Raw genomic sequence first — 14,640 nt, forward strand, 5'->3', positions numbered from 1 at the left:
GCTAAGTTACTGTGCCGGAACGTATGAACGAGACCTTCCCCGTGTTGATCACCAGCAAACTTCTGGATCAAGTCATCAAGGCACACGCCCGCTGGCGTTGGCGCGCCTGAATCTTTTCTGCCGGCCCCGCCGGATCTGTATCGCTTTGCCTTCCTTGCCTGTTTGAAATGCCGCTGTGCCGACGCGTCTACCTGCGTCCGACATCGTGCAGCGCCCTGCGGGCAAGTCATCTGAAGGCTGTCTCCAAGTCAGAATTCAAGAGGTTCGAAACGCCATGTTGCTGATGATCGACAACTACGACTCCTTTACTTACAACGTTGTGCAATACCTCGGCGAGTTGGGTGCCGAAGTCAAAGTAGTGCGCAACGACGAATTGACCATCGCCGAAATCGAAGCACTCAAGCCTGAGCGCATCGTGGTATCGCCAGGCCCTTGCACGCCGACCGAAGCCGGCATCTCCATCGAAGCCATCAAGCACTTCGCCGGCAAACTGCCGATCCTCGGCGTCTGCCTTGGCCACCAGTCCATCGGTCAGGCCTTTGGCGGTGACGTCGTGCGTGCGCGTCAGGTAATGCACGGTAAGACTAGTCCGGTATTTCACGAGGACAAGGGTGTTTTCGCCGGTCTGAATCATCCGCTGACGGTTACCCGCTATCACTCGCTGATCGTCAAGCACGATACTTTGCCCGATTGCCTGGAACTGACCGCGTGGACTCAGCACGATGACGGTTCGGTCGACGAAATCATGGGCCTGCGTCACAAGACCCTGAACATTGAGGGCGTACAGTTCCACCCCGAGTCGATCCTGACCGAGCAGGGTCATGAACTGTTTGCCAACTTCCTCAAACAAACCGGCGGCACGCGCTAAGGACTTCCCGTGAATATCAAGACAGCCCTGAGCCGTATCGTCGATCACCTCGACCTCAGCACCGATGAAATGCGCGATGTGATGCGTGAAATCATGACCGGCCAATGCACCGACGCGCAGATCGGCGCGTTCATGATGGCCATGCGCATGAAGAGCGAGAGCATCGACGAGATCGTCGGCGCCGTGTCGGTCATGCGTGAACTGGCCGATCAGGTTGAACTGAAAACGCTCGACGGCGTGGTCGATGTGGTCGGCACCGGCGGTGACGGTGCGAACATCTTCAACGTGTCGACGGCTTCTTCCTTTGTTGTCGCGGCGGCTGGCTGCACGGTGGCCAAGCACGGTAACCGCGCGGTCTCGGGCAAGAGCGGCAGTGCCGACTTGCTCGAAGCTGCCGGCATCTACCTGAACCTGACGCCGGTTCAGGTCGCACGTTGCATCGACAACGTCGGCATCGGTTTCATGTTCGCCCAGACCCACCACAAAGCCATGAAATACGCCGCCGGCCCGCGCCGCGATCTCGGCCTGCGTACGCTGTTCAACATGCTCGGCCCGCTTACGAATCCGGCCGGTGTGAAACATCAGGTGGTGGGCGTGTTCACCCAGGCACTGTGCCGGCCATTGGCCGAAGTGTTGCAGCGTCTGGGCAGCAAGCATGTGCTGGTGGTGCATTCGAAGGATGGCCTGGACGAGTTCAGTCTCGCCGCGCCGACGTTTGTCGCCGAGCTGAAGAACAACGAAATCACTGAGTATTGGGTCGAGCCGGAAGACCTCGGCATGAAGAGCCAGAGCCTGCACGGTCTGTCGGTCGAAGGCCCGGAGGCGTCGCTGGCGCTGATCCGCGATGCACTGGGCAGGCGCAAGACCGAGAACGGCCAGAAAGCGGCCGAAATGATTGTGCTCAACGCCGGCGCCGCGCTGTATGCCGCCGACGTGGCCAGCAGTTTGAAACAGGGCGTGGAGCTAGCGCACGACGCTCTGCACACCGGTCTCGCTCGGGAAAAGCTCGAGGAGTTGGGTGCCTTTACCGCGGTATTCAGAGTGGAGAATGAGGGATGAGTGTACCGACGGTTCTGGAAAACATTCTGGCGCGCAAAGTTCAGGAAGTTGCCGAGCGTAGCGCCCGCGTCAGCCTGAGCGAGCTGGAAAGTCTGGCCAAGGCGGCCGATGCACCTCGCGGTTTTGCCAATGCGTTGCTGACGCAGGCGAAGAAAAAACAGCCTGCGGTGATTGCCGAAATCAAAAAGGCTTCGCCGAGCAAAGGCGTGATTCGCGAGAGCTTCATTCCCGCCGACATCGCCAAAAGCTACGAGAAGGGCGGGGCGACCTGTCTGTCCGTACTGACCGATATCGATTATTTCCAGGGCGCCGATGCTTATCTGCAGCAGGCCCGTGCTGCGTGCAGTCTGCCGGTGATCCGCAAGGACTTCATGATCGATCCGTACCAGATCGTCGAAGCCCGCGCGCTTGGCGCCGACTGCGTGCTGCTGATCGTCTCCGCGCTGGATGACGTGAAAATGGCCGAGCTGGCCGCCGTCGCCAAAAGCGTCGGCCTCGATGTGCTGGTGGAAGTGCACGACGGCGATGAGCTGGAGCGCGCGTTGAAAACCCTCGACACGCCGCTGGTCGGGGTTAACAACCGCAACCTGCACACCTTTGAAGTCAGCCTGGAAACTACCCTCGACCTGCTGCCGCGCATTCCGCGCGATCGCCTGGTGATTACCGAGAGCGGCATCCTCAATCGTGCCGATGTCGAACTGATGGAAATCAGCGACGTGTATTCGTTCCTGGTCGGCGAAGCGTTCATGCGTGCGGAAAATCCGGGCACTGAACTGCAGCGCTTGTTCTTCCCGGAGCGTGGCGTGCCGATCAGCGGTTCGACCCTCGACTGACCGAGTCGACCTCATTCGCGAGCAGGCTCGCTCCTACAGGGGAACGCGTTCCAATTGTAGGAGTGAGCCTGCTCGCAATGAGGTACTAGAAATCCCTAAAGATTCCAAATCTGCCGGAGCCCTCAATGTCGCTGCCCACCCCCCTGACCATCGAAGCCGGCCTGCAAGCCGAACAGGATTTGCTGGCCTCGGTCTGCGGCGGCGACTCAGAATTCGGCCTTCTATTCTGGCAACCCAGCGATCGCGCCTTGGTCATGCCACGCCGCCTCAACCGCTTACCCGCTTTCGATCACGCCTGCGAAGTCTCCGCCGCTGCCGGCTGGCCTGTTCTGCTGCGTGAAACCGGCGGCGAGCCCGTCCCGCAATCCGCCGCCACGATCAATATCGCTTTGGTCTACGCGCCACCGCGCAGCGAAGGCGATCTGAACCGCATCGAAACAGGCTATCGCCGTCTCTGCGATCCGATCTGCCAGTTGCTCGATGAGCTGGGCGGCACGGCATCATTGGGCGAAATTGATGGCGCATTCTGCGATGGTCGTTTCAACGTCAATCTCGACGGCCGCAAAATGGTTGGCACCGCACAACGCTGGCGCCAGAGTCAGGGCGGACAGCGTCCGGTCGGTCTGGTCCACGGAGCGATGCTGATGGATAACGAGCGCGAGTCGATGGTCGCAGCGGTCAATCGCTTCAACGAAGCGTGCGGCCTGGAGCAGCGGGTGAGGGCGCAGAGCCACATTGCCCTGCATGAGAAATTCGACGCGCCAGATGCCTTGGCGCGTCTTGATGAACTGTTTCGTCTGATGCTGGCGCAGATGTACAGCGCCTGAGTTTCGGCTTTAGCGGGTACCGAAGACCACCATGGTCTTGCCCTTCACATTCACCAGGTTGCGTTCTTCAAGATCCTTGAGCACGCGACCAACCATCTCCCGCGAACAACCGACAATCCGGCCGATCTCCTGACGCGTCACCTTGATCTGCATGCCGTCCGGGTGGGTCATCGCATCTGGCTGCTTGCACAGTTCCAGCAGGCAACGCGCGACTCGACCGGTGACGTCGAAGAACGCCAGGTCGCCGACCTTGCGCGTGGTATTGCGCAGGCGTTGTGCGATTTGTCCGCTGAGCACGTAAAGAATGTCCGGATCCTGCTGCGACAGTTCGCGGAACTTGGCGTAGCTGATTTCTGCCGTTTCGCATTCGACCTTGGCCCGCACCCAGGCACTGCGCTCCTGCTCCAGGCCTGCTTGCTCGAACAGGCCCAGTTCGCCAAAGAAATCCCCGGCATTGAGGTACGCAATGATCATCTCGCGGCCGTCGTCATCCTCGATGAGGATGGTCACCGAACCCTTGATGATGAAGTACAGCGTGTCCGAGCGGTCGCCGGCACAGATGATGTTGCTCTTGGCCGCATGACGGCGGCGCTGACAATGCATCAACAGCTTGTCGAGGTTCTTGATTTTGGGTGTGGGGGTAATAGCAACCATGGTTGTATCCCGAAAAGACTGCACGGTAATGTTTGATTTTTTTATGAGGCGCTGAAGGCGGTCGCTACACAGCTGACATGGGCGCCAGCGAATTGGCGCCAGCTTAACAGACACTTCGTCGCAAATTCGAGAAATTACCTACGTTGCAGAGGCATCGGTCCTAGGAACGACGCTCGCTGCCAGAGCAAAGCCCTGTGCTAAGCTGGCGACCCTTTTTTTACAGTGGAGTCTTGGCGATGAAGGCACGCATCCAATGGGCTGGCGAAGCCATGTTCCTCGGCGAATCCGGCAGCGGTCATGTCGTGGTAATGGACGGTCCGCCGGACGCCGGTGGTCGTAATCTGGGTGTTCGTCCGATGGAAATGCTCCTGCTGGGTGTCGGCGGTTGCAGCAACTTCGACGTGGTCAGCATCCTGAAGAAGTCGCGTCAGGCCGTTGAAAGCTGCGAAGCCTTCCTCGAAGCCGAGCGCGCGACCGAAGATCCCAAGGTATTCACCAAGATTCACATGCATTTTGTGGTCAAGGGCCGTGGCCTGAAAGAAGCTCAGGTCAAACGCGCCATCGAACTGTCCGCGGAGAAATATTGCTCGGCCTCGATCATGCTCGGCGCGGCTGGCGTGGCAATCACCCACGATTACGAAATCGTCGAACTCGGTTGAACCGACATTCAACTATCATAAAAGCAGTGCAGACTCTGGCGATCCCCCGCTGACGTCTGCATAATGCGCCACTTTTTTCAGGGCAGTGATCGGTCAGTCGACGGGTCATCCGCCTGAACAGATAACCAAAATCGCCATCGCGAAGAGGTGTTAACCGTCCTACGCAGGTGCGTTGTTCGCATTTGACGGGCATGCTTGATCACGCGGCCGGGCCGCATACATAGAGAGTTTTTAACGGTGAAAAGCAAACTCAAGCTCCACGGGTTCAATAACCTGACAAAGACCTTGAGCTTCAACATCTATGACATCTGCTACGCGGAAACCCCGCAAGACCAGCAGGCTTACGTCGAGTACATCAATCAAGAGTACAACGCGAAACGCCTGACGCAGATTCTCACAGAAGTTGTCGAGATCATTGGTGCCAACATCCTGAACATTGCCAGTCAGGACTACGAGCCTCAGGGTGCCAGCGTCACGATTCTGATTTCTGAAGAGCCGGTGACCCCGACTGAAAGTCAGATCGAAGAATCCCCGGGTCCATTGCCCGAAATCATCCTTGCCCACCTCGACAAGAGTCACATCACGGTGCACACCTATCCGGAGATCCATCCGGACGCTGGTATTGCGACTTTCCGTGTGGACATCGACGTGTCGACCTGTGGCGTAATTTCACCGTTGAAAGCGCTCAACTTCCTCATTCATCAGTTCGATTCGGACATTGTGACTGTGGATTACCGTGTGCGCGGCTTCACCCGTGACGTTGAAGGCAACAAGCACTTCATCGATCACGAGATCAACTCGATCCAGAACTATCTCTCCGAAGACACTCGCGACGCGTATCAGATGACCGACGTGAACGTGTACCAGGAAAACCTGTTCCACACCAAAATGCTGCTGAAGAACTTCGAACTGGATAACTACCTGTTCGGCGACGCCACCAGCAACCTGTCCGCCGAGCAGCGTGCTCAGGTGACTGATCGGGTGAAACACGAAATGCTTGAAATCTTCTACGCGCGCAACATGCCGACCTAAGATTTCCGGGCACAAAAAAAGGCGACTGTCTCAGGGCAGTCGCCTTTTTTATTACTGAAACAAAGCCCCCTGTAGGAGCGAGCCTGTTCGCGATGAGGCCCTCAGCACCAGCACAGACCTCAAATCCGATAAGTACTCTTGGTCATCACCTTCGCCAGAATACTCATCCCGAACTTCACCGGCGCCGGAAAGCGGAAACCCCCAGCCTCCAGCGCACTCTCCGCATGATGTTCTTCATCAATGCGCATCTGCTCGAGAATCGCCCGGGACTTTTCGTCCTCGGCCGGCAATTGTTCCAGATGTTCATTCAAATGTTTGCACACCTGATGCTCGGTCGCCGCGACGAACCCGAGGCTGACCTTGTCGCTGATCAACCCGGCAACTGCGCCGATGCCGAACGACATGCCATAAAACAGCGGATTCAAAACACTGGTATGGCTGCCTAACTGGTGAATGCGCTGTTCGCACCAGACCAGATGATCGATCTCTTCTTCGGCAGCGTGCTCCATGGCCTCGCGTACCTGCGGCAGCTTGGCGGTCAGCGCCTGGCCTTGATACAGCGCTTGGGCGCAGACTTCACCCGTGTGGTTGATGCGCATCAGGCCGGCGACGTGACGGGTGTCTTCGTCGCTCATCTGCGTGTCCGGCTGCAGGATTGCTGGCGACGGACGGTACGGCTGGCCACTGAAGGGCAGCAAGGTACGCATCGCGGCATCGGCTTGCAGCAGAAGACGGTCAATCGGCGAGTAGTGACGTTGGGTAGTCATGCTGACCTCCGGGAAGAATCTCGGCGGCCAGTTTAACCGAATCGGCCGGGGAAGGTTTGCGCTGGGTCATTTGCCACGCTTTATGTGCTGGATGTACGGGGTGTGCTTTATGTAGGAGCTGCCGAAGGCTGCGATCTTTTGATCTTGTTATTGCTAACTCGAAGATCAAAAGATCGCAGCCTTCGGCAGCTCCTACAGGTGACAAACCGCAGGCCTGGTCGGTGAATCTTAACCCGGTGGCCAGTTCATCTGGCGCTGACCGAGGACGTGCATATGAATGTGATAGACGGTCTGCCCGCCCTTTTCATTGCAGTTCATCACGACCCGGAAGCCTTCCTCGCAACCTAGCTCCAGCGCCAGGCGCTGCGCGGTGAACAGGATATGCCCGGCCAATGCCTTGTCGTCTTCGGTCAGGTCATTGAGGGTGCGTACCGGTTTTTTCGGGATCACCAGGAAATGAACCGGTGCCTGAGGGGCGATATCGTGGAAGGCCAGAACCTGGTCGTCCTCGTAAATGATCTTGGCCGGGATTTCCCGGTTGATGATCTTGGTGAACAGAGTATCCACTGCTGTTTTCTCCGTTGTATGGGCTGGCCTGAGTGTACTCATGGGAAATCAACCCGCCCAGTGTTTTGCCGCAGGACCGTTCAGCGCGGGCAGTAAGCCTTGTTGACCATGCCGACGATGGTGCGATTGAGCCAGCGCGAGCCGAGTCGTGGCAGGAAGGCGAACCAGCGGTTGCGTCGTCCCGGAATGATGATCGCGCGGTTCTTGGCGAGGGCGCGCACGGTGTACAGCGCGACTTCCTCGGGGCTCATCAACAACTTGCTGTCTTTGAGTTTGTCGCTGTTCAGTTGCGCCGTGCGGAAAAATGCCGTGCGGGTCGGGCCGGGGCAGAGCACCGAAACCTTCACCGCACTTTGCTTGAGTTCAACCCGCAGCGCCTCGGAAAAGTGCAGCACGTAAGCCTTGCTGGCGTAATACGTGCTCATCCATGGCCCGGGATTGAACGCCGCCACCGAGGCGACATTGAGAATCTGCCCGCCGCCCTGCAGCGCCATGCTGTTGCCGATTGCATGGCACAGACGGGTGAGGGCGAGGATATTCACCTCGATCAGATCCTGTTCGGTCATCCAGTCCTGGGCAAGGAACGGCCCGCAGGTGCCGATGCCGGCGCAGTTCACCAGTAAATCGATCTGCCGGTCGCCTTCTTCCAGCTCAAGCAGAAAACCGGACAAGCGCAAAGGTTCGCCCAGGTCGCAGGCGCGAAACAGCACCTCGACGCCGAAACGTTGGGTCAACTCTATCGCGATACTTTCCAGCTGATCACGCTGTCGTGCCACCAGAATCAGGCTGCGGCCACGGCGGGCCAGCGCTTCGGCCATGGCCAGGCCGATGCCGCTGGAAGCGCCAGTGATCAGAGCGTAACGGGTCATGCAATTCTCCATCGCAACAGCTCCGCGCCGACGACGCGGGTGTCACGGCGGGGAGCGCTGTTCATTCTTTCGCAGAGTCTACAGGGGCCTGCGCCGCTTCGGCTGCATCGTCGGCGGAATTCGCTGCGGGTTCGACTTCCACGTCGATCTCGTCAGTGGTCACCGAGCCGCTTTCGTAGCTGCTTTCCAGGTTGCTTTCGTATTCCTGCTGGATGGCCGAGATTCCGCCAAGAATGCCGCCGACAAAAAACAGCGCGATAAACACGATCCACAGCGAACACAGGACTTTGACCGCCGTGCTGTTCGGTGGCGGTGGCGGGCCATAGCGGTTGGCGACGCTATTGCCCGGAACGATCATGACCACAAACGGGAAGAAGCTGCCCACGAAAGGTACCAGGGTCAGCAACCAGAGCCAGCCGGACCAGCCAATATCGTGCAGGCGTTGGACACTGAACATGATGCTGGCGATGAGCAGTGCCAAGAACAGAAAGACCGCGAAGATGCCGCCGATGATCAGGCCGCTGGTGGAGTCGGCACCGACGAGTCCCAGCGCGATCAATGCAAAGATGCCGATAATCGGCAGCGTCACCAGCGTCAGCACCATCGACCAGGCCAGGTAGCGCAGACGACCGATCCGGCCTTCCACACTAAACGGTTTGAGCGTGGCAAACGCTGGCAGGCTTTCGCCGACGTTCGCGCGAGGTGGCGCGTACGGCGAACTCGGTTCCATCACGGCCGCGGTGTGTTCGTGCACATCCGACAGATTCAGTTCGATGGGGGTTTCGCTTTCGATGCGGGCATTGATGCCGGTTTTGTTCAGCGCTTGCAGATAGGTCTGCGCATCGCTGTGGGAGAGATCACGCTTGATTGCGACGACACTGCCATTGAAGAGCCGTTCGATGGCGGCTACTTCGCTTTTGAACAGGTCGGCCAGATTGAGTTTGGCAGTGGTGATGTCGACACCGGGCTGTAGAGCACCGTCGAAAACGATCTTGTAACGGGTGTCACTCATGGCCGAGGCATCCTTGTCGCGAATAGATTGAAAGGTCGTCAGTGTAAGGCCTGTCCGCTAGCGACTGGCCTGATTTTTTACCGTGGCCAGCGTTGTGGCAACTGCGCTGCGCTTTGCTGGGCCTGCCGGTATTCCGCATCAAGGCGAGCGATCAACTGATCGACGCTGGGCAGATCGTCAATCTGCCCGACGCCCTGGCCGGCCGACCACACAGTCTTCCAGGCTTTGGCTTCGTCGCTGATCGGTTTGAGCTTGTCGCCGAAGTTCACCTCGCCCTTGCCTTGCAGGGCGGCCATGTCGAAACCGGCCGCCTGCAGACTCTGGCGCATGAAACTGGCTGGGACGCCCGACACCGCTGGAGTATGGATGATGTCCGCAGCCTTGGCTGTCAGCAGCATCTCCTTGTAGGCGTCAGGCGCATGGCTTTCTGTGGTGCCGATAAATCGCGTACCGAAGTAGGCCAAATCCGCGCCGAGCAACTGCGCGGCGAGAATCTCATGGCCGTGGTTCAAACATCCTGCAAGCAACAGTGTCTTGTCGAAGAACTGGCGAATCTCGGCGATCAGTGCAAACGGACTCCATGTGCCGGCGTGGCCACCGGCGCCGGCCGCAACAGCGATCAATCCATCGACACCGGCCTCGGCGGCTTTCTCGGCATGTCGCCGGGTGGTGACGTCGTGGAAGACCAGGCCGCCATAGCTGTGCACGGCGTCGACCAACTCCTTCACCGCGCCGAGGCTGGTAATGACGATGGGGACTTTGTGCTCGACGCAGATATTCAGATCCGCCTGCAAGCGCGGGTTGCTGTTATGAACGATCAGGTTCACCGCGTAGGGTGCAGGGTTGTCCAGAGTCGCCAGTCCCGCTTCGATCTGTTCCAGCCAGGCCTTGAAGCCGCTGCTTTCACGCTGGTTAAGCGCCGGAAAACTGCCGACCACACCGTTGCGGCAACAGGCGAGCACCAACTCGGGGTTGGAAATCAGGAACATCGGCGCGGCAACGACAGGCAAACGCAGACGTTGTTCGAGCAGAGCGGGCAGCGACATGATGAACACCCCAGTGATCTGTAGTTATTGAAGTTAGAACGGCTTGACCACGACCAGAATTACGATAGCCAGCAATATCAGAACCGGCACTTCATTGAACCAGCGATAAAAGACATGGCTGCGGGTGTTCTCGCCACGGGCGAAACGTTTTACCTGCGCGCCGCACATATGGTGGTAGCCGATCAATAGAACCACGAGGGTCAGTTTGGCGTGAATCCAGCCACCCATGCTGAAGATGCCCGGGTTGAGGTAGATCAGCCAGCCGCCAAAGATCAGTGTGGCGATCATTGCCGGGCCCATGATGCCGCGATACAACTTGCGCTCCATGATGCTGAAGCGTTCTTTGCTGATCGTGTCTTCGCTTTGCGCGTGATAAACGAACAGTCGCGGCAGATAGAACAGTCCGGCAAACCAGCAAACGATGCTGACAATGTGAAAAGCTTTGATCCATAGATAGAGCATTTTTAGTTATTCCAGGTTCACGGTAAGCCGGATAGTAGAGGCTTGAGCGTCCGCACGTCACCTTGACGGTTGTCGCAGGGGCGCGCGGCCCCTATTATCGACGGCTTTCCAGTGGGTTCGTTGAGGGCAGGTTTATGGTCAAGGTCGGTATCGTCGGCGGCACGGGTTACACCGGTGTCGAACTGCTGCGTCTGTTGGCACAGCATCCGCAGGCAGAAGTGGTGGTGATCACTTCCCGATCCGAGGCTGGCCTGCCTGTGGCTGACATGTACCCGAACCTGCGCGGTCACTACGACGGCCTGGCTTTCAGCGTGCCGGACATCAAGACCCTGGGCGCTTGCGACGTGGTGTTTTTCGCGACTCCGCACGGTGTTGCTCATGCCTTGGCTGGCGAACTGCTCGCTGCCGGCACCAAGGTGATCGATTTGTCGGCGGACTTCCGTCTGCAGGACGCTGAGGAATGGGCCAAGTGGTACGGTCAGCCGCACGGCGCGCCAGAGTTGCTGGACGAAGCGGTTTATGGCCTGCCGGAAGTCAATCGCGAGCAGATCAAAAAAGCTCGCCTGATCGCCGTGCCGGGCTGCTATCCAACCGCTACGCAGTTGGGGTTCCTGCCGCTGCTGGAAGCCGGTCTGGCGGATACTTCGCGTCTGATCGCCGACTGCAAATCCGGCGTCAGCGGTGCCGGTCGTGGCGCCTCTGTAGGTTCGTTGTACTCCGAGACGTCGGAAAGCATGAAGGCTTACGCGGTGAAAGGTCACCGTCACCTGCCGGAAATTCGCCAGGGCCTGCGTCGCGCAGCGGGTAAGGACGTTGGCCTTACTTTCGTTCCGCACCTGACGCCGATGATCCGTGGCATTCACTCCACGCTCTACGCGACTGTGGTTGATCGCTCGGTGGATCTGCAGGCGCTGTTTGAAAAGCGTTATGCCAACGAGCCGTTCGTCGATGTGATGCCGGCTGGCAGCCATCCGGAAACCCGTAGTGTGCGCGGCGCCAACGTTTGCCGGATCGCGGTGCATCGTCCGCAGGATGGCGACTTGGTGGTGGTGCTGTCGGTGATCGACAATCTGGTCAAAGGCGCTTCGGGCCAGGCGGTACAGAACATGAACATCCTGTTCGGGCTGGACGAGCGTTTCGGTCTGTCGCACGCCGGTATGCTGCCGTAACACTTTAATCTGTACAGCAAAAAGGCCCGTCATTCGGGCCTTTTTGCATTCTCGACCATGGGTCGGGTTTATTGATATACCGTAACAATAGTTGACCGATTTTCTAGGACAAGCGGATAATGCGCGTCATCACGCATTATGGCGGCGTAACGCCGGGAGATAGTCAGCATGAGCGTCGAATCCTTCACCCCCACGGCTTTGCAATTCACCCAAGGTGCTGCGCACAAGGTGAAGAGCCTGGTCGATGAAGAGGGGAATGATCGCTTGAAGCTGCGCGTATTCGTTACGGGCGGCGGTTGTTCAGGGTTTCAATACGGTTTCACCTTCGATGAAGATGTGGCCGAGGACGACACCATCGTCGAACGCGAAGGCGTAAGTCTGGTGGTTGATCCGATGAGCTTCCAGTACCTGGCCGGTGCTGAAGTGGATTACCAGGAAGGTCTGGAAGGCTCGCGCTTCGTGATCAAGAACCCGAACGCCACCACGACTTGTGGTTGTGGGTCTTCGTTCTCGATCTGATCGTTTTTCGTTCCAGATAACAAAACGCCGCAGAGCCTTACGGTTCTGCGGCGTTTTGCTGTGTGCGATTTAGTCAGGCTGGGTAGATGGCGCCGAGTACCCGAAGACCGCGTGCACCGGTGACACTGGGGCGATTGGCGGCGATGCCTTCGAGGCAGCAGTGAGCCAGCCAAGCGAAAGCCATGGCTTCGACCCAGTCTGGATCAACGCCGTGGGTCGCGGTGCTCGCAACCGTTGTATTTGGTAGCAGGTCGGCCAGCCGACTCATCAGTGTCGCGTTGTGCGCGCCGCCGCCGCAGACCAGCAGCTCTTGCGTATCGGCTTGAGCACTCTGCAGCGATTCGATGATGGTCAGGGCGGTCAGCTCAAGCAGGGTGGCTTGCACGTTCTCGGCAGCAAAGGCTGGCAGGCGTGCGAGATGTTGTTCCAGCCAAGGCAGGTTGAACACTTCGCGGCCGGTACTTTTCGGGCCTTTGGTGACGAAGAACGGATCGCTGAGCAGTGCCTTCAAAAGGGACGGTTCAACAGAACCTGTTTTTGCCCAGTCGCCATTGCGATCATAGTGTTCGCCACGCTGCTGGTGAATCCAGGCGTCCATCAGAACATTCCCCGGGCCGCAGTCAAAACCGGCTACAGGCCGGGTCGGCTCTATCAGGCTCAGATTGCTGAAACCGCCGACATTCAAGACGGCCTGGTTGCCGGTACGCTCTTCGAATAACGCTTCATGGAAGGCTGGAACCAGAGGTGCACCCTGGCCACCGGCAGCGACATCGCGGCTGCGGAAGTCGCTGACTACGGTGATGCCGGTCAATTCCGTCAGCAGGGCAGGGTTGCCGATCTGCACGGTGAAGCCGCGCGCCGGTTCATGGCGAATGGTTTGGCCGTGGCTGCCAATCGCACGAATGGCGTCGGGTTTGAGTTTCTGCTGATCGAGGAGAGTGTGGATGCCCTGCGCTGCGAGCTTGACCCAGTGTTGCTGGGCAATCGCCGAGCGGGCGATCTCGTCGGGGCCGCTGGCGCACAAGCCAAGCATCTCGGCGCGCAGGGATTCAGGCATGGGGATGTAGTGCGTGGCGACCAGTTTGATCGCCGAAGTCTGTTCGATCAGGGCGATGTCCAGGCCATCGAGGCTGGTTCCGGACATCACACCGATATAAAGAGCCATGGCTTAGCGCTTGCTCGAAGCCAGCATCGTGGCCTTCTCTTGATCCATACGCGCCATCAACGGCTGACTCTGAGCAAGGAAGCGAGCGCGCTCGGCTTTGGCGATCGGATCGGCCATTGGCAGCTTCTGACCCAGTGGATCGACGTGAACGCCGTTGACCTGGAATTCATAGTGCAAGTGCGGGCCGGTGGACAGGCCGGTAGTGCCGATATAGCCAATCACTTGACCTTGCTTGACGGTGCCGCCGGTTTTCACGCCTTTGGCGAAGCCCTGCATGTGGCCATACAGCGTACGGTAAGTGTTGCCGTGCTGAATGATCACGGTGTTGCCGTAGCCACCACGACGGCCAGCCAGCAGCACTTTGCCGTCACCGGCCGCCTTGATTGGCGTACCGCGAGGTGCGGCGTAATCGACGCCTTTGTGGGCGCGGATCTTGTTGAGGATAGGGTGCTTGCGGCCCATGGAGAACTTCGAACTGATGCGGGCGAAGTCCACCGGGGTGCGGATGAACGCCTTGCGCATGCTGTTGCCGTCTGCCGTGTAATAGCTGCTGTTGCCCTGTTTGTTGGTGTAACGCACGGCGGTGTAAGTCTTGCCGCGGTTAGTGAAGCGGGCCGACAGGATCGGGCCGGTACCGACGGCTTTACCGTTGACTACTTTCTGTTCGTAGATCACATCGAATTCGTCGCCAGGGCGGATGTCCTGGGCGAAGTCGACGTCGTAACCAAACACGCTGGCCATGTCCATGGTCATGCTGTGAGACAGCCCGGCGCGGGCGGCGGACTGTGACAAGGAGCTGTTGATGACGCCGTGAACGTAAGCGGTGCGAACGGTCGGTTTTGCGGTGACGCGGTTGAACGCGTATCCCTTGTCATTCTTGGTCAGGGTGATGGTTTCAACGTCACTGACCTTGCTGTGCAGGCTGGTCAACTGGCCTTCAGGGTTCAGTTCGAACTCGAGTTTCTGGCCATGCTTGAGCTGGCTGAACTGTTTGGCCTGTTTGTCGCTGGCCAATACTTCATGCACGGCGGCGGCCGGCAAACCGACCTTTTCGAACAGTGTAGACAGCGTATCGCCCTTGGCGACGACGACTTCGCGATGGCCGGGAGACTTTGGTTTTTCAGCTGTTGGC

General features: G+C 58.6%; 17 protein-coding genes (1 of these 17 cut by a window edge). 8 read left to right on the forward strand and 9 right to left on the reverse strand.

All coding sequences use genetic code 11. The features are described from left to right. Positions 1 to 274: 274 nt before the first annotated feature. The 4 genes from QOL84_RS22455 (at position 275) to QOL84_RS22470 (ending at position 3,587) form a co-directional block, all read left to right on the forward strand. The gene (locus QOL84_RS22455; protein ID WP_095050324.1) at positions 275 to 868 is read left to right on the forward strand and encodes an aminodeoxychorismate/anthranilate synthase component II; all 594 of its coding nucleotides are present in this window, start codon (positions 275 to 277) and stop codon (positions 866 to 868) included. Positions 869 to 877: 9 nt separating this feature from the next. Then, a complete protein-coding gene (trpD, locus tag QOL84_RS22460) occupies positions 878 to 1,927 on the forward strand; it encodes an anthranilate phosphoribosyltransferase (protein ID WP_283438595.1) in 1,050 nt (349 codons plus the stop codon). Continuing rightward, complete coding sequence (gene trpC, locus QOL84_RS22465) at positions 1,924 to 2,760, forward strand: indole-3-glycerol phosphate synthase TrpC (protein ID WP_283438596.1); 837 nt, start codon at positions 1,924 to 1,926, stop codon at positions 2,758 to 2,760. The genes trpD and trpC overlap by 4 nt, the downstream gene beginning before the upstream one ends. Positions 2,761 to 2,885: 125 nt before the next feature. Then, positions 2,886 to 3,587 (forward strand): lipoate--protein ligase family protein, encoded by a 702-nt coding sequence (locus tag QOL84_RS22470; protein WP_283438597.1) that lies wholly within the window; start codon positions 2,886 to 2,888, stop codon positions 3,585 to 3,587. 9 nt (positions 3,588 to 3,596) lie between these two features. Here QOL84_RS22470 and crp read toward each other — a convergent pair whose 3' ends face one another. Beyond that, complete coding sequence (gene crp / locus QOL84_RS22475; RefSeq protein WP_283438598.1) at positions 3,597 to 4,241, reverse strand: cAMP-activated global transcriptional regulator CRP; 645 nt, start codon at positions 4,239 to 4,241, stop codon at positions 3,597 to 3,599. 236 nt (positions 4,242 to 4,477) lie between these two features. Between crp and QOL84_RS22480 the strand changes: the two genes are divergently transcribed. Together QOL84_RS22480 and speD are read left to right on the forward strand one after the other, a co-directional pair. Further along, a complete protein-coding gene (locus QOL84_RS22480; RefSeq protein ID WP_003228794.1) occupies positions 4,478 to 4,900 on the forward strand; it encodes an OsmC family protein in 423 nt (140 codons plus the stop codon). Positions 4,901 to 5,137: 237 nt separating this feature from the next. Then, on the forward strand, positions 5,138 to 5,932 hold the full coding sequence (gene speD, locus QOL84_RS22485; RefSeq protein ID WP_129395745.1) for an adenosylmethionine decarboxylase: 795 nt from the start codon (positions 5,138 to 5,140) through the stop codon (positions 5,930 to 5,932). A gap of 119 nt (positions 5,933 to 6,051) precedes the next feature. On the opposite strand, the gene coq7 is transcribed toward speD, so the two are convergent. The 6 genes from coq7 to hemJ form a co-directional block, all read right to left on the reverse strand. Continuing rightward, positions 6,052 to 6,699 carry a 2-polyprenyl-3-methyl-6-methoxy-1,4-benzoquinone monooxygenase gene (gene coq7 / locus QOL84_RS22490; protein ID WP_008077993.1) on the reverse strand — a complete coding sequence of 216 codons (648 nt, stop codon included), beginning with the start codon at positions 6,697 to 6,699 and terminating at the stop codon, positions 6,052 to 6,054. Between the two features lie 228 nt (positions 6,700 to 6,927). Then, entirely contained in the window at positions 6,928 to 7,266 is a 339-nt protein-coding gene (locus QOL84_RS22495) for a histidine triad nucleotide-binding protein (protein WP_003228789.1), read from the reverse strand. Between the two features lie 80 nt (positions 7,267 to 7,346). Beyond that, positions 7,347 to 8,135, reverse strand: a complete 789-nt coding sequence (locus QOL84_RS22500; RefSeq protein WP_129395744.1) for an SDR family NAD(P)-dependent oxidoreductase — start codon at positions 8,133 to 8,135, stop codon at positions 7,347 to 7,349. Positions 8,136 to 8,196: 61 nt separating this feature from the next. Next, positions 8,197 to 9,147, reverse strand: a complete 951-nt coding sequence (locus QOL84_RS22505) for a DUF805 domain-containing protein (protein ID WP_129395743.1) — start codon at positions 9,145 to 9,147, stop codon at positions 8,197 to 8,199. Between the two features lie 77 nt (positions 9,148 to 9,224). Beyond that, the gene (locus QOL84_RS22510) at positions 9,225 to 10,193 is read right to left on the reverse strand and encodes an NAD(P)H-dependent flavin oxidoreductase (protein WP_283438599.1); all 969 of its coding nucleotides are present in this window, start codon (positions 10,191 to 10,193) and stop codon (positions 9,225 to 9,227) included. A 33-nt stretch (positions 10,194 to 10,226) separates the two neighbouring features. Then, on the reverse strand, positions 10,227 to 10,655 hold the full coding sequence (gene hemJ, locus QOL84_RS22515; RefSeq protein WP_047596400.1) for a protoporphyrinogen oxidase HemJ: 429 nt from the start codon (positions 10,653 to 10,655) through the stop codon (positions 10,227 to 10,229). A 134-nt stretch (positions 10,656 to 10,789) separates the two neighbouring features. On the opposite strand from hemJ, the gene argC reads away from it, so the two are divergent. Next, positions 10,790 to 11,824, forward strand: coding sequence for an N-acetyl-gamma-glutamyl-phosphate reductase (gene argC / locus QOL84_RS22520; RefSeq protein WP_129395740.1), 1,035 nt, complete (start codon positions 10,790 to 10,792; stop codon positions 11,822 to 11,824). A 168-nt stretch (positions 11,825 to 11,992) separates the two neighbouring features. Continuing rightward, positions 11,993 to 12,343: an iron-sulfur cluster insertion protein ErpA gene (gene erpA / locus QOL84_RS22525; RefSeq protein ID WP_003228776.1), complete on the forward strand. Its 351-nt coding sequence runs from the start codon at positions 11,993 to 11,995 to the stop codon at positions 12,341 to 12,343. 73 nt (positions 12,344 to 12,416) lie between these two features. Here erpA and QOL84_RS22530 read toward each other — a convergent pair whose 3' ends face one another. Together QOL84_RS22530 and QOL84_RS22535 are read right to left on the reverse strand one after the other, a co-directional pair. After that, positions 12,417 to 13,508 carry an anhydro-N-acetylmuramic acid kinase gene (locus tag QOL84_RS22530; RefSeq protein WP_283438600.1) on the reverse strand — a complete coding sequence of 364 codons (1,092 nt, stop codon included), beginning with the start codon at positions 13,506 to 13,508 and terminating at the stop codon, positions 12,417 to 12,419. 3 nt (positions 13,509 to 13,511) lie between these two features. Further along, on the reverse strand, positions 13,512 to 14,640 hold the 3' portion of the coding sequence (locus QOL84_RS22535) for a peptidoglycan DD-metalloendopeptidase family protein (protein ID WP_283438601.1). The gene runs 296 nt beyond the window's last position; 1,129 of the gene's 1,425 nt are visible here — the last part of the coding sequence; its start codon lies beyond the right edge, outside the window; it ends in the stop codon at positions 13,512 to 13,514.

This window comes from Pseudomonas helmanticensis (assembly GCF_900182985.1).
Lineage (GTDB): Bacteria > Pseudomonadota > Gammaproteobacteria > Pseudomonadales > Pseudomonadaceae > Aquipseudomonas > Aquipseudomonas helmanticensis.

Coding starts and splice junctions, on each gene's coding strand:
- QOL84_RS22455 (WP_095050324.1), top strand. CDS start 275: ATGTTGCTGATGATCGACAACTACGACTCCTTTACTTACAACGTTGTG.
- trpC (WP_283438596.1), top strand. CDS start 1,924: ATGAGTGTACCGACGGTTCTGGAAAACATTCTGGCGCGCAAAGTTCAG.
- QOL84_RS22470 (WP_283438597.1), top strand. CDS start 2,886: ATGTCGCTGCCCACCCCCCTGACCATCGAAGCCGGCCTGCAAGCCGAA.
- crp (WP_283438598.1), bottom strand. CDS start 4,241: ATGGTTGCTATTACCCCCACACCCAAAATCAAGAACCTCGACAAGCTG.
- QOL84_RS22480 (WP_003228794.1), top strand. CDS start 4,478: ATGAAGGCACGCATCCAATGGGCTGGCGAAGCCATGTTCCTCGGCGAA.
- coq7 (WP_008077993.1), bottom strand. CDS start 6,699: ATGACTACCCAACGTCACTACTCGCCGATTGACCGTCTTCTGCTGCAA.
- QOL84_RS22500 (WP_129395744.1), bottom strand. CDS start 8,135: ATGACCCGTTACGCTCTGATCACTGGCGCTTCCAGCGGCATCGGCCTG.
- QOL84_RS22505 (WP_129395743.1), bottom strand. CDS start 9,147: ATGAGTGACACCCGTTACAAGATCGTTTTCGACGGTGCTCTACAGCCC.
- QOL84_RS22510 (WP_283438599.1), bottom strand. CDS start 10,193: ATGTCGCTGCCCGCTCTGCTCGAACAACGTCTGCGTTTGCCTGTCGTT.
- hemJ (WP_047596400.1), bottom strand. CDS start 10,655: ATGCTCTATCTATGGATCAAAGCTTTTCACATTGTCAGCATCGTTTGC.
- argC (WP_129395740.1), top strand. CDS start 10,790: ATGGTCAAGGTCGGTATCGTCGGCGGCACGGGTTACACCGGTGTCGAA.
- erpA (WP_003228776.1), top strand. CDS start 11,993: ATGAGCGTCGAATCCTTCACCCCCACGGCTTTGCAATTCACCCAAGGT.
- QOL84_RS22530 (WP_283438600.1), bottom strand. CDS start 13,508: ATGGCTCTTTATATCGGTGTGATGTCCGGAACCAGCCTCGATGGCCTG.